This is a genomic window from Arthrobacter sp. NPDC057009 (assembly GCF_042673905.1).
In the GTDB taxonomy this organism is placed as follows: Bacteria; Actinomycetota; Actinomycetes; order Actinomycetales; family Micrococcaceae; genus Arthrobacter.
On the sequence record NZ_JBHUSB010000001.1, the window covers coordinates 145092 to 169550 of the forward strand.

22 protein-coding genes and 3 tRNA genes are annotated in these 24459 nt (G+C 66.2%); 15 read left to right on the plus strand and 10 right to left on the minus strand.

The genetic code is table 11. From position 1 onward, the window contains the following. Window positions 1–20: 20 nt before the first annotated feature. The 3 genes from ACFTR6_RS00695 (at window position 21) to ACFTR6_RS00705 (ending at window position 1330) form a co-directional block, all read left to right on the plus strand. Window positions 21–872, plus strand: a complete 852-nt coding sequence (locus ACFTR6_RS00695) for a PQQ-dependent sugar dehydrogenase (protein WP_377956550.1) — start codon at window positions 21–23, stop codon at window positions 870–872. A gap of 117 nt (window positions 873–989) precedes the next feature. Continuing rightward, window positions 990–1065, plus strand: a tRNA-Lys gene (locus ACFTR6_RS00700). Between the two features lie 189 nt (window positions 1066–1254). After that, window positions 1255–1330 (plus strand) — tRNA-Lys (locus tag ACFTR6_RS00705). A gap of 79 nt (window positions 1331–1409) precedes the next feature. Here ACFTR6_RS00705 and ACFTR6_RS00710 read toward each other — a convergent pair. The 6 genes from ACFTR6_RS00710 to ACFTR6_RS00735 form a co-directional block, all read right to left on the minus strand. Beyond that, on the minus strand, window positions 1410–2444 hold the full coding sequence (locus tag ACFTR6_RS00710; protein WP_087872962.1) for a Gfo/Idh/MocA family oxidoreductase: 1035 nt from the start codon (window positions 2442–2444) through the stop codon (window positions 1410–1412). 26 nt (window positions 2445–2470) lie between these two features. Then, a complete protein-coding gene (locus ACFTR6_RS00715; RefSeq protein ID WP_253250371.1) occupies window positions 2471–3451 on the minus strand; it encodes an ATP-binding cassette domain-containing protein in 981 nt (326 codons plus the stop codon). 10 nt (window positions 3452–3461) lie between these two features. Then, window positions 3462–4511 (minus strand): ABC transporter permease, encoded by a 1050-nt coding sequence (locus ACFTR6_RS00720; RefSeq protein WP_087872961.1) that lies wholly within the window; start codon window positions 4509–4511, stop codon window positions 3462–3464. A 55-nt stretch (window positions 4512–4566) separates the two neighbouring features. After that, window positions 4567–5562: a substrate-binding domain-containing protein gene (locus ACFTR6_RS00725; RefSeq protein WP_087872960.1), complete on the minus strand. Its 996-nt coding sequence runs from the start codon at window positions 5560–5562 to the stop codon at window positions 4567–4569. Between the two features lie 121 nt (window positions 5563–5683). Next, the gene (locus tag ACFTR6_RS00730; RefSeq protein ID WP_377956551.1) at window positions 5684–6496 is read right to left on the minus strand and encodes a TIM barrel protein; all 813 of its coding nucleotides are present in this window, start codon (window positions 6494–6496) and stop codon (window positions 5684–5686) included. Continuing rightward, window positions 6493–7659 carry a Gfo/Idh/MocA family oxidoreductase gene (locus ACFTR6_RS00735; protein ID WP_377956552.1) on the minus strand — a complete coding sequence of 389 codons (1167 nt, stop codon included), beginning with the start codon at window positions 7657–7659 and terminating at the stop codon, window positions 6493–6495. The genes ACFTR6_RS00730 and ACFTR6_RS00735 overlap by 4 nt, the downstream gene beginning before the upstream one ends. A 109-nt stretch (window positions 7660–7768) precedes the next feature. Between ACFTR6_RS00735 and ACFTR6_RS00740 the strand changes: the two genes are divergently transcribed. Then, complete coding sequence (locus tag ACFTR6_RS00740) at window positions 7769–8767, plus strand: LacI family DNA-binding transcriptional regulator (RefSeq protein WP_377956553.1); 999 nt, start codon at window positions 7769–7771, stop codon at window positions 8765–8767. Between the two features lie 23 nt (window positions 8768–8790). On the opposite strand, the gene ACFTR6_RS00745 is transcribed toward ACFTR6_RS00740, so the two are convergent. Beyond that, a complete protein-coding gene (locus ACFTR6_RS00745; RefSeq protein WP_087872955.1) occupies window positions 8791–9267 on the minus strand; it encodes a MarR family winged helix-turn-helix transcriptional regulator in 477 nt (158 codons plus the stop codon). A 96-nt stretch (window positions 9268–9363) separates the two neighbouring features. Here ACFTR6_RS00745 and bcp point away from each other — a divergent pair, with 96 nt between their 5' ends. From bcp to ACFTR6_RS00790, 9 genes are all read left to right on the plus strand, one after another. Further along, complete coding sequence (gene bcp, locus ACFTR6_RS00750) at window positions 9364–9843, plus strand: thioredoxin-dependent thiol peroxidase (RefSeq protein WP_076803828.1); 480 nt, start codon at window positions 9364–9366, stop codon at window positions 9841–9843. 129 nt (window positions 9844–9972) lie between these two features. After that, window positions 9973–10054: transfer RNA gene (locus ACFTR6_RS00755), tRNA-Leu, on the plus strand. A 220-nt stretch (window positions 10055–10274) separates the two neighbouring features. Continuing rightward, a complete protein-coding gene (locus ACFTR6_RS00760; protein WP_076802115.1) occupies window positions 10275–10946 on the plus strand; it encodes a fasciclin domain-containing protein in 672 nt (223 codons plus the stop codon). A gap of 194 nt (window positions 10947–11140) precedes the next feature. Continuing rightward, window positions 11141–12817, plus strand: a complete 1677-nt coding sequence (locus ACFTR6_RS00765; protein ID WP_377956554.1) for an ABC transporter substrate-binding protein — start codon at window positions 11141–11143, stop codon at window positions 12815–12817. Between the two features lie 77 nt (window positions 12818–12894). Next, window positions 12895–14400: a malate:quinone oxidoreductase gene (locus ACFTR6_RS00770; RefSeq protein WP_076802113.1), complete on the plus strand. Its 1506-nt coding sequence runs from the start codon at window positions 12895–12897 to the stop codon at window positions 14398–14400. A 16-nt stretch (window positions 14401–14416) separates the two neighbouring features. Then, window positions 14417–17635, plus strand: coding sequence for an efflux RND transporter permease subunit (locus ACFTR6_RS00775; protein WP_377956555.1), 3219 nt, complete (start codon window positions 14417–14419; stop codon window positions 17633–17635). Between the two features lie 75 nt (window positions 17636–17710). Then, the gene (locus ACFTR6_RS00780; RefSeq protein WP_140416478.1) at window positions 17711–17995 is read left to right on the plus strand and encodes a hypothetical protein; all 285 of its coding nucleotides are present in this window, start codon (window positions 17711–17713) and stop codon (window positions 17993–17995) included. A gap of 148 nt (window positions 17996–18143) precedes the next feature. Next, the gene (locus ACFTR6_RS00785) at window positions 18144–19304 is read left to right on the plus strand and encodes an LLM class flavin-dependent oxidoreductase (RefSeq protein WP_377956556.1); all 1161 of its coding nucleotides are present in this window, start codon (window positions 18144–18146) and stop codon (window positions 19302–19304) included. Between the two features lie 110 nt (window positions 19305–19414). After that, window positions 19415–19843 carry a MarR family winged helix-turn-helix transcriptional regulator gene (locus tag ACFTR6_RS00790; RefSeq protein ID WP_076803826.1) on the plus strand — a complete coding sequence of 143 codons (429 nt, stop codon included), beginning with the start codon at window positions 19415–19417 and terminating at the stop codon, window positions 19841–19843. 83 nt (window positions 19844–19926) lie between these two features. Here ACFTR6_RS00790 and ACFTR6_RS00795 read toward each other — a convergent pair whose 3' ends face one another. Together ACFTR6_RS00795 and ACFTR6_RS00800 are read right to left on the minus strand one after the other, a co-directional pair. Next, a complete protein-coding gene (locus ACFTR6_RS00795) occupies window positions 19927–20733 on the minus strand; it encodes a transglutaminase family protein (protein WP_377956557.1) in 807 nt (268 codons plus the stop codon). 65 nt (window positions 20734–20798) lie between these two features. After that, complete coding sequence (locus ACFTR6_RS00800; RefSeq protein ID WP_377956558.1) at window positions 20799–21587, minus strand: hypothetical protein; 789 nt, start codon at window positions 21585–21587, stop codon at window positions 20799–20801. 132 nt (window positions 21588–21719) lie between these two features. Here ACFTR6_RS00800 and ACFTR6_RS00805 point away from each other — a divergent pair, with 132 nt between their 5' ends. Next, window positions 21720–22382 carry a DUF1684 domain-containing protein gene (locus ACFTR6_RS00805; protein ID WP_076803825.1) on the plus strand — a complete coding sequence of 221 codons (663 nt, stop codon included), beginning with the start codon at window positions 21720–21722 and terminating at the stop codon, window positions 22380–22382. Window positions 22383–22428: 46 nt separating this feature from the next. Next, window positions 22429–23283, plus strand: coding sequence for a fumarylacetoacetate hydrolase family protein (locus ACFTR6_RS00810; protein WP_377956559.1), 855 nt, complete (start codon window positions 22429–22431; stop codon window positions 23281–23283). An 8-nt stretch (window positions 23284–23291) separates the two neighbouring features. Here ACFTR6_RS00810 and ACFTR6_RS00815 read toward each other — a convergent pair whose 3' ends face one another. Next, the gene (locus ACFTR6_RS00815; protein WP_377956560.1) at window positions 23292–24455 is read right to left on the minus strand and encodes a cysteine desulfurase family protein; all 1164 of its coding nucleotides are present in this window, start codon (window positions 24453–24455) and stop codon (window positions 23292–23294) included. Between the last annotated feature and the right edge of the window lie 4 nt (window positions 24456–24459).

A 24459-nucleotide genomic window follows, 5' to 3' on the forward strand; every position in this document is an offset into this window, starting at 1 on the left:
CCCGCGGACCAAGGACGCGCATGAGACGCAACCATCCGGTACAAGCCGCCGCGGCTGCCCTCGCCATGTCCGCCCTAACGATGTCGCTGTCCGCCTGCACCGGGGACGGCGGCGCCCCGGCCCCGGGCAGCACCCCGCCGACAACCGGCGGGGCTACTTCGGCCTCCGCGCCGGCTCCCACCACACAGGGCACTTCTTCCAGCCCGGCAGCCCCCTCTCCGCCGCAGGCACCGGAAGTGCGGGGCAGGATCGAGGGGCTGCAGATTCCCTGGTCGACCGTGTTCCTGCCGGACGGCACGGCCGTCATTTCCGAACGCGATACGGCACTGCTCAAATCCGTCACTGACGGCAGGGTCGGCACCATCGGTGCCGTGCCCGGCGTCGTACCCGGCGGTGAAGGCGGGCTGATGGGCCTGGCGCTGTCGCCTGACTTCGCCTCGGACCGCTATCTCTACGCTTACTTCACCGCGGCCGACGACAACCAGGGCCGGCTCTGGGCCAGCGAGTTCGGCCCGGATGTGAATGACGAACTCAACCTGATCCAGCCGGGCGGCAACTACGGGTGGCCGGAGGTCACGGGGGCGCCCCACCGGGACGGCTTCATCGACGCCGAGACTGTCTGGCCGTCGACAGCGGACTCCTCGCCCAGCGGGCTGGAAATTGTTGGCAACACGGCGTATCTCGGCGCGCTGCGGGGCCAGCGCATCTGGGCCGTACCGCTCGCCGGTGAAAATGCCGGGGATCCTGTGGGCTATTTCACACGGGAGTTTGGGCGGATCAGGAACGTTTCGCTGGCGCCTAACGGTGATTTGTGGGCCCTCAGCAACAACCAAAACCCTGATTTCGCGCTGATTTTGCGGCTTCCGCGGTAGCGCTGGCACGTCCAGTCCGCCCCGATTTCACACCGGCCAAAAGTTCGTGTAAAGTTACATGTCGTTGCGGAGGTCAGCGAGGGAATAAAAGCCCGCGAATGAACAAGACAACAAAATGCACCTCTAGCTCAATTGGCAGAGCAATTGACTCTTAATCAATGGGTTCCGGGTTCAAGTCCCGGGGGGTGCACCACCGAAGCCCCGTCTTCAAGGCGAAAGCCTGAAGGCGGGGCTTTGTCGTTCCGGGAAAAGCCACTGCGCCGAATACCGGCGCGCGGGAGGCGGTCGTGTGTTGTGGCAGCCAAAACTTCGTGTAGAGTTGCATGTCGTTGCGGAGGTCAACGCGGGAACCAAAAGCCCGCCGATGAACGAAACAACAGATGCACCTCTAGCTCAATTGGCAGAGCAATTGACTCTTAATCAATGGGTTCCGGGTTCAAGTCCCGGGGGGTGCACCAGCGAAGCCCCGCCTTCACGCCGACAAGCGTGAAGGCGGGGCTTCCCCTTTCTGTACGGCAGTTCTGTATGGCAGCGCTGTCAGCCCGCCGTCTGGAGCGCGACGCGCACCGGTTCCCCGGACTGCAGCGACGCCTGGGCAGCGTCAGCCACCATCGATGCCGCGACGGCGTCCTCAGGTGTGCACGGGTTCTCCCGCTGCCCCAGCACCAGTTCCACGAAGGCCGCCATCTCGGCACGGTACGCGGTGTGGAACCGCTCGGCGAAAGTCGTGTGCGGCGGCCCTGCCGGGAAAGTCACTCCGGGTTCAGCGGAGGACATCGCCATCTGCTCGTCCATCCCCACCATCACGGACCCGGCGGATCCTTGGAGTTCCAGCCGGACATCGTGGCCAGCCCCGTTGTAGCGGGTGGCCGAGACCGTTCCGACGCTGCCGTCGTCAAACGTCACCACGGCGAGCGCGGTGTCGACGTCCCCGACGGCGCCGATTGCGGGGTCGCCGTTGTTTGACCCCTTGGCGAAGACCTCCACGATTTCCCTGCCGGTGAGCCACCGGAGGATATCGAAATCGTGGACGGAGCAGTCACGGAAGAGCCCGCCGGAGGTTGCGAGGAACTCCACCGGCGGCGGTGCCATATCGCACGTGACCGCCCGGATCGTATGGAGCCATCCCAACTCCCCGGCGCCGAAGGCACGCTTGGCCTCGAGGTAGCCGGGATCGAACCGCCGCTGGTGGCCGATCTGCACCGTACCGCCCCCAGCCCGGATGTGGTCGAGCACGGGCAGTGATTCCGGCACGTTCACGGCCACGGGCTTTTCGCAGAACACCGGGATGCCGGCGTCGACGCCCGCCCTGATCAAATCCGGATGCGTGGCCGTTCCGGTAGCGATGACCAGGCCATCGACGCCGGATTCAAGCAGTGCCTCAACGGACGGAACGAACCCGGCGCGTATTCCTGCAGCCAGCGACCGGGCGTGCTCCGCGGCGACGTCGGTCAGCTTGAGGTGCACCGCGGTGCCTTGCGGGTTCATCAGCTCATTCAGGCCGGTGATGTTCCGGGCGTGCATGGCGCCGATGCGGCCGACTCCCACGAGCCCAAGAGTTACTTCTGTCATACTCCTCCTTGCCTTCCCTGGTTTCCTTACTCCGGTGCCCGGCCGGATTCCGGGACCCTGCCGGATTCCGGGACCCTGTCGGCTTGCAAGGACTTGCCGGCATCCGGCGTGGTCTCGTGCACGTCGGCGACTTCGGCCTGGACTTCCTTGAGGGCGTCGGTGTGGCCGCCGAGCTGTTCGAGTTCGTGCGCCAGTTCGGCCAGTTCTGCGCCGCCGGCCATCTGCGCGGTGAGCTCCTCGAGCGTGATGTCCTTTTTCTCGTAGTAGCCGATGGATTTGCCGCGCTTGAGGAGCAGGAACCGGTCGCCGACGGGGAAGGCGTGGTGCGGGTTGTGGGTGATGAAGATGACGCCGAGGCCGCGGTCCCTTGCCTGGAGGATGTAACGGAGCACGACGCCGGACTGCTTCACGCCGAGGGCGGCGGTGGGTTCGTCCAGGATCAGGACCTTGGCTCCGAAGTACACGGCACGGGCGATCGCCACGCACTGGCGTTCACCGCCGGAGAGCTGCCCGATGGGCTGTTCGACATCGCGCAGGTCGATGCCCATGTCCGAGAGCTCCTTCTTGGTGATGTCCTTCATCCGCTGGACGTCCAGGCGCTTGAAGGGTCCCCCGCCGGTGGTCAGTTCGGAGCCCAGGAAGAAGTTCCGCCAGATCGGCATGAGCGACACGACGGCCAGGTCCTGGTACACCGCGGCAATGCCCGCGTCCAGGGCCTCCCGCGGTGAATTCAGCTTGCGCTCCTCCCCCATGATCCTGAAGACGCCCTCGTCATGCTGGTGCAGGCCCGCGATGATCTTGATCAGCGTGGACTTCCCGGCGCCGTTGTCACCGAGGACGCAGGTGACGCGGCCGTTGTCCACCGCCATCGTGACGTCGCGCAGCGCGATGATGTTGCCGTAATGCTTGCCGACGTTCTCCAGCGAAAGCAGGTGGACAGGGGTGTGCGTCAGCGGGTCTTTTTCGTCCTTGAGCAGCGTCTGCTGGTCAATCTGGTGTGCGTTCATGGCTCGGCTCCTACTTCAGTTCCGCGCGGCGCTTGACGATGAGGTTGACGATGGTGGCCAGCAGCAGCATCAGGCCCAGGAAGAACTTGAACCAGTCCGGGTTCCACTGCGCGTACACGATGCCCTTGTTGGCCATGCCGAAGATGAACGCACCGATCGCGCCGCCAACCGCGGAGCCGTACCCGCCGGTGAGCAGGCAGCCGCCGATCACTGCGGCGATGATGTAGAGGAACTCGTTGCCCACGCCTTCGCCGGACTGCACGGCGTCGAACGCGAACAGATTGTGCATCCCCAAAACCCAGCCGCAGAATCCGACGGCCATGAACAAACCGATCTTGGTCTTCGTTACCGGAACACCCACCGCGCGGGCCGCGTTTGCGTCCCCGCCGGAAGCGAAGATCCAGTTGCCCACGCGGGTACGCAGCAGCACCCAGGACGCCACCGCGACCAGGGCGATCCAGATGAACACGGTGACCTTTACCTCCACCCCGCCCAGCGTGATCGAGGAGGCGAAGATGGCCTGCGCGGAGGAAAACCCGTCCATGTTCGAGATTGACGGCGAGGACACACTGCCGCCGACCAGCCGGGTCAGGCCAAGGTTCAGGCCGGTCAGCATCAGGAACGTCGCCAGGGTCACGATGAAGCTCGGCAGCTTGGTCTTGATGAGGATCCAGCCGTTGATGAAGCCGATGCTGAGCGAGACGACCAGGGCCAGACCGACGCCGACCCACACGTTCGTGCTGAAGTACCAGCTGAACAGGGACGCCGTCAGCGCCGAACTGATCACGGCAACACCGGTGGAGAGGTCAAACTCGCCGCCGATCATCAGCAGCGACACGCCCACCGCCATGATGCCGATGGTCGAGGACCCGTAGAGCACCGTGGCGAAGGCGTTCGGCTGGGTAAAGGTCGGGGATACGGAAGCGAAAAAAACGAACAAAACGATCGCGCCGACGAGGGCGCCCACCTCGGGACGGCCAAGCAGCTTCTGCAGCGGATTGCGCCTGCCGACGCGTTCGTCGGTCACCGCCGGTTTGGTAATGGTCTGGGTCATGGTCATTGGAATGCTCCTTGCTGCCCGGTCCGGCGTAACCGCCGGACGGGGCTGGCGGACTCTAGCGGATTCCCTGCTGGGCGAAGGTGAGGGCGTTGGCTGCTCCGGCCTTGTCCACGATGGTGGGCCCGGTCAGGACGGGCTGGCCCCCGCCGAGCTTGAAGCCGCCGCGCTTTGCCTGCCACAGCGCATCCACCGAACCGTAGCCCTGAAGCCAGGGCTGCTGGTCGACGGTGAACTCGACGTCGCCGTCAGCGATCTTCTGGGCGAGTTCGGCGTTCATGTCAAAGGAGGCCACCTTGGCCTTGCTGCCGGCCGTGGTCACCGCCTTAAGGATGGTGAGCGTGTACGGAGCACCCAGTCCGATGATGACATCGGCGTCAGCGGTGGCCTGCAGTTTGGCGGTCACCGTGGACGACACCTGGGTCATGTCCGTGCCCTGCACGTACAGGATTTCGGTTGCCGGAACCTTCGACTTCACACCTCCACAGCGCGCCTCGAGGCCGACGTGTCCCTGCTCCTGGATGACGCAGACCGGGTGCTTGAGTCCGAGGGAGTTGAGCTTGTCGCCCACTGCCTCGCCGGCCAGTTTCTCATTCGACCCGAAGTGCGTGAACGCACCAAGCTGGGCGAACACGGACTCGCCGGCGTTCAGGCTCACCACCGGGATGCCGGCGTCGGTGGCTTTCTTCAGGGCGTCCTTCAAAGCGTCCGGCTTGGCAAGGGTCACTGCAATGCCGTCGACCTTCTGGTCCACGGCCTGCTGGATCAGCTGGGCCTGGCGTCCGCCTTCAGGGTCTGAGGTGTAGAGCAGCTCCACATTGTCCTTGGCTGCAGCTTCCTCGGCGCCCTTGCGGACAATGTCCCAGAAAGTGTCACCGGGTGCAGCATGGGTGATGAGGGCGACCTTGATGCGCGGCGTTGACGCTGCCTGCCCGCCGGCTCCGGCGTTCGCATTTTCCGGGGCCCTGCCGCCGGTGGATGAACAGGCGCTGAGGGCCAGCATCGGCACGACGGCCGTAACGAGCGCCACCCTCCGCCATGAAAATTTCTTCACCGAAAATCTCCTTTGATTCGGGCTCCGGCCATGCCACCGCGCACTGGCCGGAATCTTGATAACTCTGATCATGGTGACTTGGATCACCCTTGTCAATCTTTGTCCTAACATTAGGACGATATTAGTTTGATGATGCCAGCACTCCGGCCGAAAAGGCGTTCCGGAACGCCGCCAGGGCCTTGTCCCCCGCAGCGGGTCCCGCCCCACCAGAGGCGGCTGCCTCCAGGCCAATAACGCCGGAGTAGCCGGCGTCGGCGATCGCTTTGGCGACAGCCGTGTACTCGATCTCCCCCGTTCCGGGCTCGCACCTGCCCGGGACGTCAGCCACCTGGATCTCCCCGATCCACGGGAGTGCGCCGCGGACAAGCCGGATCAGGTTCCCTTCGCCGATCTGAGCGTGGTAGAGGTCCAGCATCATCCTCACGTTCGGGTGGTCGGCCGCGGATACCAGCGCCTGCGTGTCCTTGGCCCGTGCGAGCGGTATGCCCGGATGGTCCAGGACCGTATTGAGGTTCTCAAGGGCAAACACCACACCGTGCCGTTCACCCAGGCTGCCAAGCCGCTGCAGGGTGCGGAGCCCGGTCAGCCACATCTGGCCAGTGGAGCGGTGGAGGGGCCGTACGGCAACCCCGCCGTCGCCAAGTTCGGCCGGATGGATGACCAGGCGCTCGACGCCGAGTTCCAGTGCCGTCGGAATGAGTTTCTCCGCCGATTCAACCACCCGGTCCGCGCTGTCGGGGTCGATAAGGCTGCCGCCGAAATAGCCGCTCATGGAGGAAAACCGGGCACCCGTGGCAGCCAGTGCTGAAATGTCCCGGTTCCGGGTGTCCCAGAGCTCCACCTCGAACCCCTGCTCATGGATCCGCCGCACCCGTTCGACGAGGGGCAGCTCTCCGTAGATCATCTCGGCACAGGCCGCCAGCCGGAAGCTCATGCGCCCGGTCCTGCGGGCTGCAGGCCTGCGAGCTGCGGTCCTGTGAACTCCGGTCCTGTGAGCTGCAGTTCAGGCTCTGCAGCCTCCAGGTGCGCCACAGCCGAAACATCCACCGGGAGACCGGTCTCGTGCGACCGGATCGCCGCCAGCGCCACCGCGAGAGCATTGCGGGCGTCGGTGCCGCCCGGGGCCGGCGCTCCCCTATCAACACGTCCCGCCCGGCGGGCCGCAGCCAGCTCGACGAAGCGGGCGAGTTCGGCCGTATAAGCGTCGTGGAAGAGGTCGATGTTCCGCCGCACGGTGTCCGACGCAATGCCCGCGGCGGTGTAGCTCACGGCATTTGACGCCTGGGGACCGCCGGCAGTGACCATACCCGCCGATCCGAAAACCTCGCCCCGCACGTCGTAGCCATACAGGGCGTTGAAGTTGGCTTCCGCCACCGCAATGGCCCCGTTGCTGTAGGTCACAGTAACCACGGCCGTATCCAACAGGCCTCCGGCTTTGGCGTCCGGCGCCACCAGGGCATCAGCCACGGCATGCACCTTCAGCGGAACAGCCCCGGGGTTCAGCCAGTTCAGCGTGTCAAAATCGTGGATCAGCGTTTCCAGGAAAATCGTTCCCGGCGCAATTCGCTCCGGGGAGGCGAGCCCGGACGCCGTGCCGGGGTCCCGGGTAAGGGAGCGCAGCAGCTGCGGGGTGCCCACGGCACCGTCGTCGATAAGCTTCCTGGCAGCGGCGAAGTCGGCCGCGAAGCGCCGGTTGAACCCAAACTGGACATGGACCCCCGCGGCATCCGCAGCAGCCAGCGCCTCATCCAGTTCCTCGACAGTGCGGCCGCCCGGCTTTTCGCAAAACACGTCCTTCCCCGCCCGGGCCGCAGCTGCGATCAGGCCGGAATGGAACCTTGCCGGAGACGCCACCAGGACAGCGTCGATGTTGGGGTCGTCAATCACGTCCGCCGGATCGGCGGTGATCCTGGCAACGCCAAGCCTGCCGGACAGAGCCTCGGCGGCGGCAAATGCCGGATCGGCGACGGCGTCCAGCCGTGCATCGGGAAGGCGGCGCGCCACGGACTCGGCATGGAAGGCGCCGATCCAGCCTGCCCCTATCAGGCCAAGGCGGAGGGGGCGGTTTTCACCGGCCGGCTGCTGGACGTAGGTCATGGTTCAATTCCCTTCGCAGTTCTCTAGATCGTTCTAGTGATCCGATCGTGGCGCAGCCTTTGGCATTCTGTCTAGATCGTTCTATAGACTGCTGTCAGCAAGGAGGCACATGACTGAACAGCAACGGCGGCCCACCCTGATGGATGTAGCCGAAGCGGCCGGCGTATCAAGGGCCCTGGTTTCCATCGTGATGCGCGGCGCCCCGGGTGCGGCGGAAGCCACCCGGAAGAAGGTGCTCGACGCCGCGCGCGAGCTCGGCTACCGGCCCGACAGCCGCGCCCGGCTGCTGCGCAGCACCCGCACCAAGCTCCTGGGACTCAGCTTCTCCACGGCCCAGGCTTTCCATACCGAAATCGTGGATGCCGCGTACGCCGAGGCCAGCGCCAAGGGGTACGAACTCGCATTGGGCGGCGTCACCAGCGGCAGGCCCGAAACGCGGACCATCGAGGCCCTGCTGGATCTCGGGTCCGAGGCCCTGATCCTGATTTCGCCCACGCTCAGCAGTGACGAACTGGGGCGGTATGCCGGCCAGGTGCCGGTGGTGAGCCTGCTCCGGAACGACGTCGGCGAACTCACCGACTCGGTGAGCAGCGACGACCGTGAGGGAATCCGGATGGCAGTGGATCACCTGGTTTCCCTGGGGCACCGGAGGATTGTGCATGTCGACGGCGGTTCTGCTGTTTCTGCCGGGCCGCGCCGCGCTGCGTTCCGGGCGGAGATGGAACGCCGCGGCCTTCGGCCCACGATCATTGCCGGCGGCCCGATGGAGGAAGACGGGATGGCGGCCGGAAATTCGTTGCGTGAGGACATGCCAACGGCCGTCATCGCCTTCAATGACAGGGCCGCCCTCGGACTCATCGAAAGCCTCCGGGCACAGGGGCAGCAGGTCCCGGCGGATGTGTCAGTGCTGGGCTATGACGACAGCCAGTTCGCGCGGCTCAGCTATGTGCAGCTGTCCTCGATCAGCCAGGATGCCCCGCTGCTGGCTGCGGCAGCCGTGGACCGGGCCGTGGCGCGGATAGAAGGAGCGCAACCGGCCGCGCACGTTGTGCGGACCCCGCACCTGGTGGCGCGCAGGACCACTGCCGCTGCACCCGCCGGCGGGTAGTGCCCGGGCGGGTGGAGGCGGTGCTAGGACTTGGCGTCGAGCGTCAGTCCGGCGTCGGCGCCGGCAACAATGGCGTTGGTCTCCGGCGAAGCGAAACGTTTGGCCAACTCCCTGACCACGGCCTGAAGCTCCTGGCGGAGCAAATCCGGGTCTATGGACGCCGCGGCGAGAACGGACCGTTCCATGTCGGCTGCAGCCATGACAGCTTCCGTGCCGCGCTCGGTCAGCGATACGACGTGGCTGCGGCGGTCCGACGTGCTGCGCTGCCGCACGATGTGCCCATGCGCTTCGAGGCGGCTCAGCGTCTTGCCCATGGTTTGGGCCTGCACACGGACGAGTTGCGCAAGCTGCGCCTGCGTCATGGGGCCGCTGTTGTAGAGCACCTCGATGGCGATGACGCCGGCATGGGTCAGCCCAATGGCGCCCAGCTTCTCGTTCCAGGAGTGCTCAACAAGGCGGGCCGCCGTGGACAAGAGGCGCCCCGTGGGCCAGCGATCCATATCAGGCATAGCACCAAGTATAACTAAGCCTGATTAGTACTTGGCACGGACCCCTTACTAAGCTGAAATGTCCTGAACTAAAACAAGGAGTCAATGTTGGCTGAAAAACTTACGCCGGGCGACACCGCCCCCGGATTCACACTGAAGGACGCTACGGGAGCGGACGTCAGCCTCAGCGATTACCGCGGCCGGAACACCATCGTTTATTTCTACCCGGCCGCTGCCACGCCCGGCTGCACCAAGCAGGCCTGCGATTTCCGTGACAGCCTGGCATCGCTTCAGGCTGCCGGCTACGAGGTGCTGGGGATCTCACCCGACCCCGTGGGCAAGCTGGCCAAATTCGCCGACGCCGAAGGCCTCACCTTCCCGCTCCTGTCGGACGAGGACCATGCCGTTGCCGAGGCGTATGCCGCGTGGGGCGAAAAGAAGAACTACGGCCGGACTTACGAGGGCCTCATCCGCTCCACAGTGGTGGTGGACCAGGACGGCAAAGTTGCAGTGGCCCAGTACAACGTCCGGGCCACCGGACATGTCGCCAAGCTGCGGAAGGACCTCAAGCTCGCAGAGGCCGGCTAACCCTGCGCCTGACACCCGGGCGGCACCTGCCGCCAGGACCGCACAGGTGACGGTACAATTGAGGCTGGCATCCGCCGTCGTACGTTTTCCCGCTGCTAACAGCGGGCTGGGTGCACCAGGCGGAGCCGGGCGCGAGTGGTGAAATTGGCAGACACGCAGGATTTAGGTTCCTGTGCCTTCGGGCGTGGGGGTTCAAGTCCCCCCTTGCGCACAATTTATGAAGAAGAAATCCCGGGCTCCGGCCCGGGATTTCTTCATTTAAAAATCTTTTGCGGTTCCACCCATCCATGGCTGCCAGTCCGGCGAATACCCAGTGAGACACCGCCCCACAGCCTGGAACCTCAGGCCGGTGCCCCGCAGTCGGAAAAGATCACCGGAGGACTCCGCACTCCATCCGATCACCATATTCGGCACAACCAAGGAGAATCGAAATGCAGTCAGTCAAGCGCCAAACCTTCACCGTCGCAGGCATTGCAGCCGCAGCACTGCTGGGCCTCACCGCCTGTGGTGGCTCCGCCGGCACGTCCAGCACCTCCTCGGCAGCCGCAGAGCCGTCCGCCTCCACCATGGCTCCGTCCCCGTCCGAGACCTCGTCCGCGGCTATGGATCCGGCGGCCAACCTGGCCGGACCCGGCTGCGCCGACTACGCCAAGCAGGTCCCCAGCGGCAAGGGTTCCGTCGCAGGCATGGCTCTTGACCCCGTGGCCGTGGCAGCCTCGAACAACCCGCTGCTGAAAACACTGACAGCAGCTGTCTCCGGCAAGCTGAACCCGAAAGTCAACCTGGTGGACACGCTGAACGGCAGCGAGTTCACGGTGTTCGCACCGGTTGACGACGCCTTCGCGAAGGTGGACGCAGCCACGATCGAGACGCTCAAGAAGGACGACGCCCTCCTGACCAAGATCCTCACCTACCACGTGGTCCCGGGGCAGGTCACCCCGGACAAGATCGCGGGCACGCACAAGACCGTGCAGGGCGGATCGGTGACCGTGACCGGCACCAAGGATGCCCTCAAGGTGGATGGCGCCAACGTGATCTGCGGCGGCGTACAGACGGCGAACGCCACCGTTTACCTGGTGGACTCGGTGCTGATGCCCAAGTAGCCGCCGGGCCTGGTCCGGGACACGTTCCCGGGCAGAGGCCGCGGTCCGTGCCCCACGGCGCGGACCGCGGCCTTTTCGCTGCCCGGCGTGTCCTGGCTCACGCATAAGCCAGGGGTGGGCGATCCGTCAACTAGACTGGGTGCCGGGCAAGCAGCCGCCCACGCGCACCCCAGCAGTCCAGAGGTGGTAATCGAGTGCCCAGCAGCAGTATCCCGCGCCGTACGGCCCTCAAGACGGGCGCCGTGTTCCTGGGCCTGTCCCTCACCTCCTGCACGAGCGAGGCCGAAGCCCCGCCGCCGTCGGCTGCGCCGAGCACCACAACAGCCGCGGTAGCACCTTCAGAGACCTTCACGTTCGGTACCGCCTCGCAGCCCCTGGGCCTGGACCCCGCGCTGGCCGACGACGTCGAATCGCAGCGCGTCACCCGGCAGATCCTGGAAGGGCTCGTGGGTGTGGATCAGACAACCGGCGAGCCCACGCCACTGCTGGCAACGGCGTGGACGGAATCACCGGACGGGCTGTCGTACACCTTCACTCTTCGCCCGGGCATCAGGTTCCACGACGGTTCCCCGTTCAACGCCGACGCCGTCTGCACCAATTTCCAGCGCTGGTTCAAGTTTTCGGAGGCGCTGCGGAAGCAGGCTCCGGGCACCACTTTCAAGGGGGTCTTTAAGGAACACGCCGACCACGCGGAGCTGTCCGTCTTCAAGTCCTGCACCGCCCTCTCGACGTTGCGGGTGCGGATCAGCCTGACGGAGCGCTTCACCGGTTTCCTGCAGGCCCTGACGCTGCCGGCGTTTGCAATTTCCTCTCCCAAGGCACTCGCCGCCGGAAAGGCCGACCAGCTCAGCCTCCGGCGCGGCAGCCAGGCACTGTCCTCTTACGCCACCCATCCCGTGGGCACCGGCCCCTTCCGTTTCTCCGCGTGGGACAGCGCTGGCGTCACCCTCGTGACCAACAAGGAGTACTGGGGCACCAGGGGGCAGATCGCCACCCTGAAATTTGTCACCTACGACCATCCGCAGACGCGGCTCCAGGCCCTGCTGGACGGCAGGATCGACGGGTATGACGCGGTGACAGTGGGGAACTTCGACCAGCTGGTCAAACGCGGCAAGCAGATCATCCAGCGGGACCCGTTCTCCGTGATGTACCTGGGCATGAACCAGGAAATCCCGGTGCTGAAGGACCTTAAGGTCCGCCAGGCGATCGAACTGGCCATCGACAAGGACACGCTGATCAGGCGCTTCTTCATCGACAACACGGCGCAGGCCTCACAGTTCGTTCCGCCCAAGCTCAGCGGGTTCAACAACAACGCCCCTGCACTGGGCCATGATCCCGGCAAGGCGAAGGAACTCCTGGCAGAGGCCGGCTACAAGGGCCAGCCCCTGAAGTTCTACTACCCCATGAACGCCACCCGGCCGTACCTGCCCACGCCGGAAAAGGTCTATGCGGAAATCAGCCGCCAGCTGACCGCCGTCGGCCTGAACATCAAGCCCGTCCCCGTCGACTGGGCGGACGGCTACCTGCAGAAGGTGCAGAATCCCGGCGACCACGCCCTGCATCTGCTCGGCTGGAACGGTTCGTATTCCGACGCGGACAACTTCCTCGCGCCGCTCTTCGCCGAGAAGAACGGCGAGTTCGGCTACCAGGACCCGCAGGTGTTCGCCAAGATCGACCGCGCCCGCGGCCTGCCCAACGGCCAGGAGCGCACGCAGCAGTACCAGACCATCAACGCCCAGATCGCGGAGTCCTTGCCCGCCGTCCCCATCGCGTTCCCGATCTCCGCACTGGCCCTCTCCGACCGGGTCATCAGTTATCCTGCCTCGCCGGTATTAAATGAAGTTTTCACCAAGGTCCAGCTGAGGTCTTGACGTCGGGGACCAATTTCAGTTAGTGGGCGCCGCAGGGATATTCTGTGACAGCCAGAGCCGCCTATCGGAGACTGATTGTGACCTTCATTTCCAAGACCCAACATGCCGACGTCGTTCTTATTGGCGGCGGCATCATGAGCGCCACACTGGGTGCGTTCATCAAGCAGCTCGAACCCAACTGGACCATCTCCCTGTTCGAGCGGCTTGACGAGGCCGGCCTGGAGAGCTCGGGCCCGTGGAACAACGCCGGCACCGGACACGCCGCCCTGTGTGAGCTTAACTACTCCCCCGCAGCCAAAGACGGCTCGGTCAATCCCGCCAAGGCACTGCACATCAACGAGCAGTTCCAGCTCTCCCGCCAGTTCTGGGCCCACCTGGTGGACAACTCCCTGATCGGCTCCCCCAAGGGCTTCATCAACACCGTTCCGCACATGAGTTTCGTCATCGGTGACGACAACTCCAACTTCCTCAAGGCCCGGTACGACGCGCTCAAGCAGCACACCCTGTTCCGGAGCATGGAGTATTCCGAGGACTACGCGCAGATCGCCAAGTGGGCGCCCCTGATCGTCAAGGGACGTGACCGGAAGCAGCGCGTCGCCGCCACCCGCGCAGCCGAAGGCACCGACGTCGACTTCGGTACCCTCACCCGGGAGCTGACCGGCTACCTGGCCAACAACGGCGTCGAAATCAACTACGGCCACGACGTCACCGACGTGCGCAGGGCGTCCGACGGCGGCTGGGACCTTTCGCTCAAGCACCCGGCTTCCGGTGAGCGCGGCAGCATCCGGGCCAAGTTCGTCTTCGTCGGCGCGGGCGGCGGGGCGCTGCACCTGCTGCAGGCTTCGGGTATCCCGGAAAGCAAGGGCTACGGCGGGTTCCCCGTCTCCGGCCAGTTTTTCCGCTGCACTGACGCATCCCTTGCGTCCCAGCACAACGCCAAGGTCTACGGCCAGGCATCCGTCGGCGCGCCGCCCATGTCCGTGCCGCACCTGGACACCCGCTACGTCAACGGCAAGCGGTCCCTCCTGTTCGGCCCCTACGCCGGTTTCTCAACGAACTTCCTGAAGAACGGAAGCTACCTCGACCTCCCGCTGTCCATCCGGCCCAGCAACATCATCCCGATGCTCGCCGTGGCCAAGGACAACATGGACCTGACCGCCTACCTGGTCAAGGAGGTGGCCAAGCGCCACGCTGACAAGGTGGAGGCACTGCGCGAGTACTACCCCGAGGCCAAGGACGGCGACTGGGAACTCATCACCGCCGGCCAGCGCGTGCAGATCATCAAGAAAGATCCGAAGAAGGGCGGTGTCCTGCAGTTCGGCACCGAGGTGATCGCCGCACGCGACGGTTCCATCGGCGCCCTCCTCGGCGCCTCGCCGGGGGCGTCCACGGCCGTGCCCATCATGATCGAACTCCTGCAGAAGTCCTTCCCCAAGAACTTCAAGGGCTGGCAGTCCAAGCTCAAGGAGATGATGCCCGGCTACGGCGTCAAGCTCAACGAGAACCCGGAACTGGCGGCGGAGCTTGAAAAGGCCACGGCCAAGAGCCTCCAGCTGGAAGTATCGCCCGCAGTCCAGCGCTAACCCAGGAGATCATGCGATGTTCCGGCTGGCCCAGCTATCCCTCGGGAACCGCGCGCTCATCGCGCTGATCACCATCTTCGCCTCGGTGTTCGGCGTGATCACCATGTCCTCGCTGAAGCAGGAACTCATTCCCTCGATTGAGTTCCCGCGGATCACGGTGATCACGTCGATGCCCGGGGCGTCCCCCGAGGTGGTGGACAAGCAGGTCAGCCGGCCGCTGGAGACGGCACTGAACGGCGTCGAAGGGCTGGAGTCGACGTCGTCCACCTCCCGCAACGGCGTCTCGCAGATCAGCTTCGTATTCACCTATGGCTCCAATCTGGACCGTGCCCGGAACCAGATCGACCGGGCCATTTCCAACGCGAAGCGCACGCTCCCGGACGACGTCCAGCCGCAGTCAATCGCCGGGAGCATCAGCGACTTCCCGATCGTCTTCCTCGCGGTTTCGTCGGACAAGCCGCTAAGTGAGCTGAACACGGACCTTCAGCGCCTTTCGGTGCCGAGGCTGCAAAAGCTAGACGGCGTCCGCGGCGCCGACGTGACGGGCGGCGCCAGCCGGCACATCCTCATCCAGCCGGACACGGCCAGGATGGCCTCCGGGGATGCCAGCATCCAGTCGATCCGGAACGCCCTGACCAACAACGGGGACCTTGTCCCGGCGGGCACCATCGAGGAGAAAGGCCAAAACCTCTCCCTGCAGATCGGCAGCCCGGTCGACTCCGTGGCCGCGGTAAAGGCCCTCCCGCTCAGCGGGGCCAAGGCCGGCACCACCATCGGTTCTGTGGCCGACGTCAGCATCAAGGATGACGAGCGGACGTCCATCACCCGGACAAACGGCCTCGAAACGCTGGCCATCTCCGTGACCAAGAAGCCCGAAGGCGACACCGTGGCGATCTCGCACGCGGTGAAGGATCTGCTGCCGCAGCTCGAGGCGGAGCTTGGCTCCAACGCCAGGTTCACGCCTGTCTTCGACCAGGCACCCTTTATCGAGAAGTCCATCAAGGACCTGACGACGGAGGGGCTGCTGGGCCTCGGTTTCGCGGTGGCCGTCATCCTCCTCTTCCTCATGTCCGTCCGGTCCACCCTGGTCACGGCCGTCTCCATTCCGCTGTCGCTGCTGATCACTTTCATCGGCCTGTCCGGCACGGGGTATTCGCTGAACATCCTCACGCTCGGGGCGCTGACCATCGCCATCGGCCGGGTGGTGGACGATTCCATCGTGGTGATCGAAAACATCAAGCGGCACCTGAGCTACGGCGAGGCCAAGCTCACCGCGATCCTCACCTCCATCCGCGAGGTGGCCGGCGCCATCACCGCTTCCACGCTGACGACCGTGGCCGTCTTCCTTCCCATCGCCTTCGTCGGCGAGCTCGCGGGCGAACTGTTCCGCCCGTTCGCCCTGACGGTCACCATTGCCCTGCTCTCCTCGCTGCTGGTGTCCCTGACCATCGTCCCCGTGCTCGCCTACTGGTTCCTGAAGAGCCCCGCCAACGGCAGCGCCGATGATGCCCCGCGCTCCGCCCGCGAAGTGCAGGCGCAGGCACACGAAGCCGAACAGCGCAGCCTCCTCCAGCGCGGCTATCTGCCCGTGCTGAACAAAACCCAGAAGCACCCGGTCATCACGCTGATCGCCGCGGTCCTGGTCCTCGGCGGAACCGCTGCAATGACGCCGCTGCTCGCCACCGACCTGCTGGGCCGGTCCGGGGAGAACAGCATGACGGTCAAACAGGAACTTCCTGCCGGGACGAGCCTGGAAGACACGAGCGCCGCGGCCCGGACGGTCGAGGACGTGCTCATGGGCATCAACGGGATCAAGGACGTCCAGGTGACCTCCGGCAATGCGCAGGCGGGTTTCACCGCACTGACGTCCTCGGGCGCCTCCAATTCCTCCTTCACCGTTGTCACCGACGAAAAAATGAACCAGGGCAGGCTGCAGGACACTGTCCGCAGCGAACTCGCCGCGGCGGGTGCTGCCGGCAAGATCTCCGTCGGCTCGCAGCAGGGGGGCTTCGGAACGTCCTCCACCGTGGACATCACCCTGAAGGCAGCCACCTCCGAGGACCTGAGGAAGGCCAGCGACGCCATGGTCAAGGCCATGGCCGGAGTACCGGGAAGCAGTGAGGTGACCACCAACCTGGCAGCCAGCCAGCCCGTGGTGCAGGTTCGGGTCGACCGGGCCAAGGCTGTTGCCGCTGGCCTGACCGAAGAGCAGGTGGCCGGCGTCCTGGCGTCCACCATCAGCCCCGTCCCCGCAGGCACCGTCCGCATCGACACGGACGACTTCCCGGTCCAGATCGGGGAGGGCAAACGCTTCACCAGCATCGCCGCCGTCCGCAACATCCCGCTGCCCACCGCCTCCGGGCCGGTCCCGCTCAGCCGGATTGCCGCCGTCGAACAGGTGGACGTCCCCGTCTCGATCACCTCGAGCAACGGCCAGCGGACCGCGCAGGTGTCCGTCACGCCGTCGGGATCCAACCTGGGCGCCGTCAGCGCCGAGGTGCAGCAGCGCCTCAAGGCCGTGGATCTTCCCGCCGGCGTGACGGCGGCGATCGGCGGTGCCACCACCCAGCAGGCGGAATCGTTCCGCCAGCTCGGCCTCGCGCTGCTGGCCGCCATCGCCATCGTCTACGTGATCATGGTGGCGACCTTCAAGTCCCTGGTGCAGCCGCTGATCCTCCTCGTTTCAGTGCCGTTCGCCGCGACCGGAGCGGTGGCCCTGCTGCTGGTCACCCGGGTGCCGGTGGGGCTGCCGTCGCTGATCGGCATGCTGATGCTGGTGGGCATCGTGGTGACCAACGCGATTGTGCTGATCGACCTGGTCAACCAGTACCGGAAGCCAGCCGGCGGCACGCCCGGCATGAGCGTTGCCGACGCCATCACCCACGGCGCCCGGCAGCGGCTCCGGCCCATCCTGATGACCGCGCTGGCTACGGTCTTCGCGCTCACCCCCATGGCTCTTGGCATGACGGGCGGCGGCGGGTTCATTTCCCAGCCGCTGGCCATCGTGGTGATCGGCGGCCTCGTCTCCTCCACCGCGCTCACGCTGGTCCTGGTTCCCGTGCTGTACCGGCTGGTGGAGGGGCGGAAGGAGAAAAAGGAGCTCCTGCGCCAGCTCAAGGAGCGGCCCGGCTTCTCCCCTGCGGATGACGACGTCGATGCCGAATTTGCCGACTGGACCACCGGCATGGTGCCCAAGCTCAGCGGCCGCCGCGCCGCCCCCGGCTCCCCCGACTGATTCCCGTCCGGGCTGGTTCCTCGCCTGCGACTTCTGCTGGTCCCGGAACAGGTCTTGAGGGCTAGAGTGAGCCTCATGAGCGAGCAATTTAGCGTGGAACCCGTGACCGAGCACCAGTTCGTGGTGCGCGCCACCATCGAGGGCGGGGTCATCGAATCCTGGTTCCGGGCAGACCCCGAGGTCATTGAGGAGCTTGGCCTGGATGATGTCGATGAAGCGGAGATCGTGAAACAGACGGCGGTCTTCCTTGCCCAGCACCAGCCCGTGGAGGATTTTCCGCCGATGCTTGACCTGGTCGATGTCATGGCCAGCTACGACGACTATGCCGACAGGATCCGGGGGCAACTTCGCTCCAGTTAGGCGCGGACGTTTCACGGCTGGCCGGCTCGTCGCGGGGACCGGGAATATCCTGGCGCCGGGGACGTTGAGGTGGGTACATGCAAATGCATGTAAATCGGGTACACTGGTAATGCAGGCCCGGACTACTTCGGCGAACGGAAGGCACATCATGCAGATCGGCGTATTCAGCGTCAGCGACATCACCCAGGACCCCACCACGGGCCGGACCCCCACGGAGCACGAGCGCATCAAGGCATCCGTGGCCATCGCCAAGAAGGTCGAAGAGATCGGCATGGATGTATACGCCCTCGGCGAGCACCACAACCGGCCGTTCTTCTCTTCCTCCCCCACCACCACCCTCGCATACATCGCCGCGCAGACCGAGCGCATCACGCTTTCCACGGCCACCACGCTGATCACCACCAACGATCCGGTCAAGATCGCCGAGGACTTCGCCATGCTGCAGCATCTGGCCGACGGCCGCGTTGACCTGGTGCTGGGCCGCGGCAACACCGCTCCGGTCTACCCCTGGTTCGGCAAGAACATCCAGGACGGGATCGAGCTGGCCATCGAGAACTACAGCCTCCTCCGCAAGCTGTGGGATGAGGACACCGTCAACTGGTCCGGAAAGTTCCGCACGCCGCTGCAGAACTTCACCTCCACCCCCCGCCCGCTCGACGGCGTGGCCCCCTTTGTGTGGCACGGCTCCATCCGTACGCCGCAGATCGCGGAGGTGGCGGCGTACTACGGCGACGGGTTCTTCGCGAACAACATCTTCTGGCCCAAGGAGCACTACCAGCAGCTGATCGGCCTGTACCGCGAGCGCTACGAGCACTACGGCCACGGCAAGGCAGACCAGGCCATCGTGGGGCTCGGCGGGCAGTTCTTCATGCGGAAGAACTCGCAGGACGCTGTCCGGGAGTTCCGGCCGTACTTCGACAACGCCCCCGTCTACGGCCACGGCCCGTCGCTGGAGGACTTCACGTCGCAGACACCGCTCACCGTCGGCAGCCCGCAGGAGGTCATCGAGAAGACCCTGACCTTCCGCGAGTTCTTCGGTGACTACCAGCGCCAGCTGTTCCTGATCGACCACGCAGGCCTGCCGCTGAAGACCGTTCTGGAGCAGCTGGACCTGTTCGGCGAGGAAGTCCTGCCGGTCCTGCGCAAGGAGTACGCCGACCGCACGCCGGCGCACATCCCGGCCCCGCCCACGCACGCCGGACGCGTCGCGGCCCGGATTGCCGCCGAAGGGGCTGCCGGTGAGGACGCTGCCGCCGGAATCGGCCAGGACACCGCTGCCGCCGCAGGCTCCCCGACGGAGTCACGGTGACACCGAGGAACACCCCGGCCACGTCCGGGGAGTCGAGGTCCGGGCGCTCGGCGCCCGGGCCGTCGACGTCCGGGAAGTCGACGTCCGGGAAGTCGACGTCTACAGTCCGGCTGGCCGCTGAAACCTGGGAGTCGCTGTTCCGGGCGCAGGTGGCCGTGATGCGCCGGCTACAGTCTGGGCCGGCCTTCCGGAACCTGGCAGTTAACGAGTACGACGTGCTGTTCACCCTGTCGCGGTGCCCGTCCGGCTGGCTTCGCCTGAATGAGCTGAACGACAATGTGCTGCTGAGCCAGTCCAGCCTGAGCAGGCTGGTGGACCGGCTGGAGAAGCGCGGCCTGCTGGAGCGCATGCCTGCCCCGGACGACGGCCGGGGCGTGCTGCTGCGGCTGACGGAGGAGGGTGCCGCGCTGCAGAAGGAAATCGGCCGGGAGCATGTGCGGGACATCGCCGAGCTCGTTGGCCCGGCGCTGACGGCGGCGGAGCAGCGGGAACTGCTGCGGCTCACGGAGAAGCTGCGCGCGTCGCTGCCACCCCGTTAGCGGGACGGCAGGAGATGCCCGACGGCGGGACGCCAGTCCCGCCGCAGCTTGCCTTCCGCCCTGCTGCAGTCAGCGGCAAACAGTCAGCGGATCACTGCCAGCTTGTCCGGCTCCTCCGCCGGGAGTTCACCGTCCACGGTCGCGGACACCCGGATCTCTTTGAGGGACAGGCTTCCGCCCACGGTGGACAGGAACGCCGTGTCCGAGGAGTCGCGCCCGGCCGTGATGCGCAGCATGGCCTCCCGGGGCGCCAGGCCGGTGGGGTCGATCACGTGCCAGGCCCCGTTGACATGGGCCTCGGCGACGGCATGGAAATCCATCGGGGAAAGCCCCGGCGCGTAGACGGCCGCCAGCCGGGCGGGCACGTTCTTCGCCCGGAGCAGAGAGATCGCCAGGTGCGCGTAGTCCCGGCAGACGCCCCGCCGGTGCAGGAGGGTCTCCACGGCGCCGTCCGTTCCCCGGGAAGAACCGCTGACGTAGCGCAGCTCGCTGAACACCCAGTTGCGCACAGCCTGCAGGAGCTCCCCGCCCTGGAGTCCGCCGAACTCCGCATAGGACGTGGGAAGCAGCCGGTCGGACTCTGCATACCGGCTGGGCCGGACATACCTGATCAGTTCCATCAGTGAGGCCTCGGCGGGTTCCGCCCGGCCCCCGACAGTCGCCGAATAATCCACGGTGACTTCCGTGGGGTCCGCGAACTCCATGTAGTGGAACCTGCCGCCGTGATGGTCCGAAAGCTCAGTGAGCGGAACCTGTTTCCCGTCCGCCGTCACGCTGAGGTCCTCCTCAAAAGACGTGTAGCCGGCGTTCCTCGCCACGGCGATGGCCATGGCCACCTTGGTGTCGGCCACAGTCTTAAATACCAGGCGGGAAGCAACAGTTCGTTCCATGGGTCTCCGGGGTGTGAGGCGTCAGCCGCGGCTGCGGGCTGGGGTGTGCCGGAGGCGCAGCGGGACTAGTTCTTGATCTCCAGAGACATTAGCATCCGCTGGACGTTGGCGAATTCGGCGCCCTCGTTGACGTAGCCGGCGGCCTGGTCAAGGGTGTCGAAGGCTTTGGCGGGGGCCACCTTTTCATCCGGCGCGAACGCCTTCAGCGAGCGCACGTCGCTGAACGAGTAGTTCCCCTTGCCCGCCAGGCCCTGCACCACATTCTGCAGCTGGCAGGCCTTGGAATCGGCGCCACCCACCATGTTGGTGATGCCGTAGGAGCCGAAGTACCGGTAGCCCTGGATCACCCTGAACACCACATGCGGGTCGATGGTCCCCTCCCCGCCGCTGTGTGGCAGCTCCACCGGGACACTGCTGACCACGACGTATGACTTACGGGCAGAAGCCGGGCAGCTCGCTGCGGTGCTGCTGGGCAGGCCTGTCTGCAGGGTGGCCAGATACGTGCCTTCTGCGTCCTTGACTTCAATCTTCACGGCACCCGGAAGGGTTCCCTTGTCAGGTTCCACCGACTGGGCGATCCAGTCCTGCGGAAGGTCAAAGCTCACGGTCTTGGCGGGGTCGGTGAAGACCTTCCACGCCGCTGCCGTGGCACCGGCCGAGGCGGAGGCACCGGCGGATGCCGTTGGGGAGGGACCTGCGGAACCCGTGGCCGCACCGCTCGCCGGGCTGGTGCCCGGCTCCGCTGTCCAGGCGGGCGCACCTTTGCCGCCGCTGCTGCAGCCAGCCAGCAGCCCTGCCGTCAACAGCACGACGGCGGCGATCGCCGTACGTCCAGAGGCCGTGATCCCTGTCATGGCTCCAGCCTAGCTGTATTGAACTGGGAGGCTGGGGACGCCGGGCCTGGCCGCAGGTTGCGGGCCAGCGTTTCGCCCTGTGCTCCGGCCCCCGCCCCAGCCCACGACTGGAATTGGCAATAGGCTGTGATCATGGCCGAACACGAACTGGATGCAGCGGAACAGACCCTGGCGGACATGTCCGCCGTCGACATTGCAGACTGGCGGCTGCGGACGTTTGCCCTCTACGACACGGTGCGCAAGATCGCCGCGGACAGTCCCGCTGAAGCCCACGCCTACTGGCGCCAGGAGCGTGACCGCATGTTCGGCACGCATCCGGCGTCGGCCCTGACCGCCGAGGCCAAGGCGTCCTTCTACGGTCTGAAGACGGCTGACTACGATCCCATCTACCGGTTCTACGTTCCCTTGACCAAGGAGGGCGCCGGACAGGAGATGAACGTCGAAACCGGAACGGACGGGCTGGTGAGGTTTGTCCGGCTGGGTACGTTCGACCTTCCCGAGATGGGGCAGCTGGCCGTGTGGAAGCTGTTGGGCTACGGCGGCGGGATCTTCGTCCCGTTCCGCGACGCCACGGCCGGACAGCCGGGCGGCAGCTACGGCGCCGGCCGCTACCTCCTGGACACCATCAAGGGGGCATTCCATGGCATCCGCGGTTCCGGGTCCGAGGCCCAGTACGTGCTTGACTTCAACTTCGCCTACAACCCCTCGTGCGCCTACAACGAGGCCTGGGCCTGCCCGCTCGCCGGCCCCGCCAACCGGCTTGCCGTGGAGATCCCCGTCGGCGAGCTGTACTGACGTCACGCAGTCCCCGGCTGCTCCACCCGGCACATACGATGGCTGAATGACCCCACCCGTCCCGCGCCGGATCGCCCGCGTCCGCCCCCTCGCCCCTGCACAGTCCCCGCATATTGCACAGTCCCAGCTTCCCGAACAGTTTTTCGTGGCCAACGACGCCAAGGATTTCGGGGGCACCGCGGGACGGACCTGGACCGTGGTGGAGTCGCCGTTCCCTGGCTCACGGGCCAACGCCGCCAGTAACCACCGGCAGGGATGGGAGCCCGGCGCCCAGGTCTCCGAGGACAGCTTCACCTTCCTGGCACCGAGCGTGCCTGCGAATGTCCTGGGGATGGCCCACAACACCGGGCAGGCCGGCCGGGACCTTCCGGCCCAGGCCTTCCACAAGGCGGCCACCAGCGTAATCGGACCCGGCGAGGCGATCGAACTGCCGGCCGGAATCGGCCTGGTGGAGCCGGAAGCGGAACTGGCCGTCGTCGTCGGCCGGACAGCGAAAAACCTGACCCTCGACAACGCCCGGACAGCGGTTCTGGGCTACACCATCGCCAACGACGTCACCGCCCGCAGGCTGCAAGGGACCGATGAGCTCTGGTTGAGCGCCAAGAGCCAGGACACCTTCACGCCCGCGGGGCCCTGGATCGTAACCGGGCTGGACCACGCGGACCTGCCGGTCGGCGTGGTGCACAACGGCACCGAACTGCCGGCGGCAAGCACCGCAGACCTGGGCTGGAAGGTGGACGAGATCCTCGTCTACCTGACGTCGTTCATGACCCTGCACCCCGGCGACCTGGTGCTCACCGGATTCCCGGCGGCCAGCGCCGGCATCCAGCCGGGCGACGCCGTCACGTGCCGGGTGGGCGGAATCGGCGAGCTCTCCAACCCCGTCACAGCCGCTACCTGACCGGCAGCCTACCCCGGAATCAGGCCCAGGTTCCGGACGCTTCCGACGGCGGCCGTCACCGCCGCCGCGGCAGCCTCCAGGTCCGCCGCGGTCACCGAGGAATCAAAGCTGAAGCGGACGGCCGTCTGTGCCACCTCGGCCCCGATGCCCAGTGCCACCAGCACCGGGGACGGCGCATCCGAGCCCGCCGCGCACGCCGATCCGCTGGAGCAGACCACGCCCTGGCGTTCGAGTTCCAGCAGCACGGACTCCCCGCTGGTGCCCGGGAAGCAGAAGGATGCCACCGAGGGCAGCCGTTCGGTCGGGTGACCGGTCAGCAGTGCTCCGGGGACGCTGTGCAGCACCTCTTTGATGAACTGGTCCCGCAAGCCAATGACGCGGCCCGCGAGCGCCGGCTGGTCGGCATGCGCCAGGGTGAGGGCGGTGGCCAGGGCCACGGCGCCCGCAACGTTCTCGGTGCCGGAGCGGCGGCCGCGTTCCTGGCCGCCGCCGTGCAGGAGGGGCTCCATGCGGGTCCGGCCGCGCACGAACAGGACGCCGTTGCCCTTGGGCGCCCCGAGCTTGTGCCCGGAGATGCTCAGCGCATCCACCCCGAGCGCCCTCACATCCAACGGCAGCCAGCCGGCGGCCTGGACGGCGTCGGTGTGGAACGGGATCCCCCGCCCCCTCGCCAAAGCCGCCAGTTCGGCCACCGGCTGGACCGTGCCCACCTCGTTGTTGGCGTACATGATGCTGACCAGCGCGGTTTCATCCCGCAGCACGGCGGCAAGCGCCTCCGTTGCGACCCTTCCGTCCCCGTCAACCGGCACCACATCCACGGTGAAGCCGTGGAAGCGCTCAAGGTATCGCGCGGACTCCTCCACGGCAGGATGCTCGACGGCGCTGATCGCCACCCGGTTCAGCGCCGGGTCCGCGGCCTGCCGCGCCAGGGCAATCCCCTTGAGGGCGAGGTTGTCCGCCTCCGTCCCTCCGGAGGTGAACGTGATCTCCCCCGGCCGGCAGCCCAGCACCCCGGCCACGGCCTTCCGGGCATCCGCGAGCGCCCGCGCGGCAGAGTCTCCGAGCGAATGGTGGCTTGAGGGGTTGCCGAATTCGCCGGTGAGGTAGGGCCACATGGCCTCCAGCACCTCCCGGCGGACGGGTGTTGTGGCTGCTGCGTCCAGGAAGATCATGGTG

Excerpts from the sequence above, each read along its gene's own strand:
- ACFTR6_RS00730 (WP_377956551.1), bottom strand. The coding sequence starts at position 6,496 with ATGAGCTTCCGGCTGGCGGCCTGTGCCGAGATGATCTACGGAGAGCTG.
- ACFTR6_RS00710 (WP_087872962.1), bottom strand. The coding sequence starts at position 2,444 with ATGACAGAAGTAACTCTTGGGCTCGTGGGAGTCGGCCGCATCGGCGCC.
- ACFTR6_RS00695 (WP_377956550.1), top strand. The coding sequence starts at position 21 with ATGAGACGCAACCATCCGGTACAAGCCGCCGCGGCTGCCCTCGCCATG.
- ACFTR6_RS00715 (WP_253250371.1), bottom strand. The coding sequence starts at position 3,451 with ATGAACGCACACCAGATTGACCAGCAGACGCTGCTCAAGGACGAAAAA.
- ACFTR6_RS00785 (WP_377956556.1), top strand. The coding sequence starts at position 18,144 with ATGCAGATCGGCGTATTCAGCGTCAGCGACATCACCCAGGACCCCACC.
- ACFTR6_RS00775 (WP_377956555.1), top strand. The coding sequence starts at position 14,417 with ATGTTCCGGCTGGCCCAGCTATCCCTCGGGAACCGCGCGCTCATCGCG.
- ACFTR6_RS00745 (WP_087872955.1), bottom strand. The coding sequence starts at position 9,267 with ATGGATCGCTGGCCCACGGGGCGCCTCTTGTCCACGGCGGCCCGCCTT.
- ACFTR6_RS00810 (WP_377956559.1), top strand. The coding sequence starts at position 22,429 with ATGACCCCACCCGTCCCGCGCCGGATCGCCCGCGTCCGCCCCCTCGCC.
- ACFTR6_RS00780 (WP_140416478.1), top strand. The coding sequence starts at position 17,711 with ATGAGCGAGCAATTTAGCGTGGAACCCGTGACCGAGCACCAGTTCGTG.
- ACFTR6_RS00795 (WP_377956557.1), bottom strand. The coding sequence starts at position 20,733 with ATGGAACGAACTGTTGCTTCCCGCCTGGTATTTAAGACTGTGGCCGAC.
- ACFTR6_RS00735 (WP_377956552.1), bottom strand. The coding sequence starts at position 7,659 with ATGACCTACGTCCAGCAGCCGGCCGGTGAAAACCGCCCCCTCCGCCTT.
- ACFTR6_RS00720 (WP_087872961.1), bottom strand. The coding sequence starts at position 4,511 with ATGACCATGACCCAGACCATTACCAAACCGGCGGTGACCGACGAACGC.
- ACFTR6_RS00760 (WP_076802115.1), top strand. The coding sequence starts at position 10,275 with ATGCAGTCAGTCAAGCGCCAAACCTTCACCGTCGCAGGCATTGCAGCC.
- ACFTR6_RS00815 (WP_377956560.1), bottom strand. The coding sequence starts at position 24,455 with ATGATCTTCCTGGACGCAGCAGCCACAACACCCGTCCGCCGGGAGGTG.
- ACFTR6_RS00805 (WP_076803825.1), top strand. The coding sequence starts at position 21,720 with ATGGCCGAACACGAACTGGATGCAGCGGAACAGACCCTGGCGGACATG.
- ACFTR6_RS00800 (WP_377956558.1), bottom strand. The coding sequence starts at position 21,587 with ATGACAGGGATCACGGCCTCTGGACGTACGGCGATCGCCGCCGTCGTG.
- ACFTR6_RS00740 (WP_377956553.1), top strand. The coding sequence starts at position 7,769 with ATGACTGAACAGCAACGGCGGCCCACCCTGATGGATGTAGCCGAAGCG.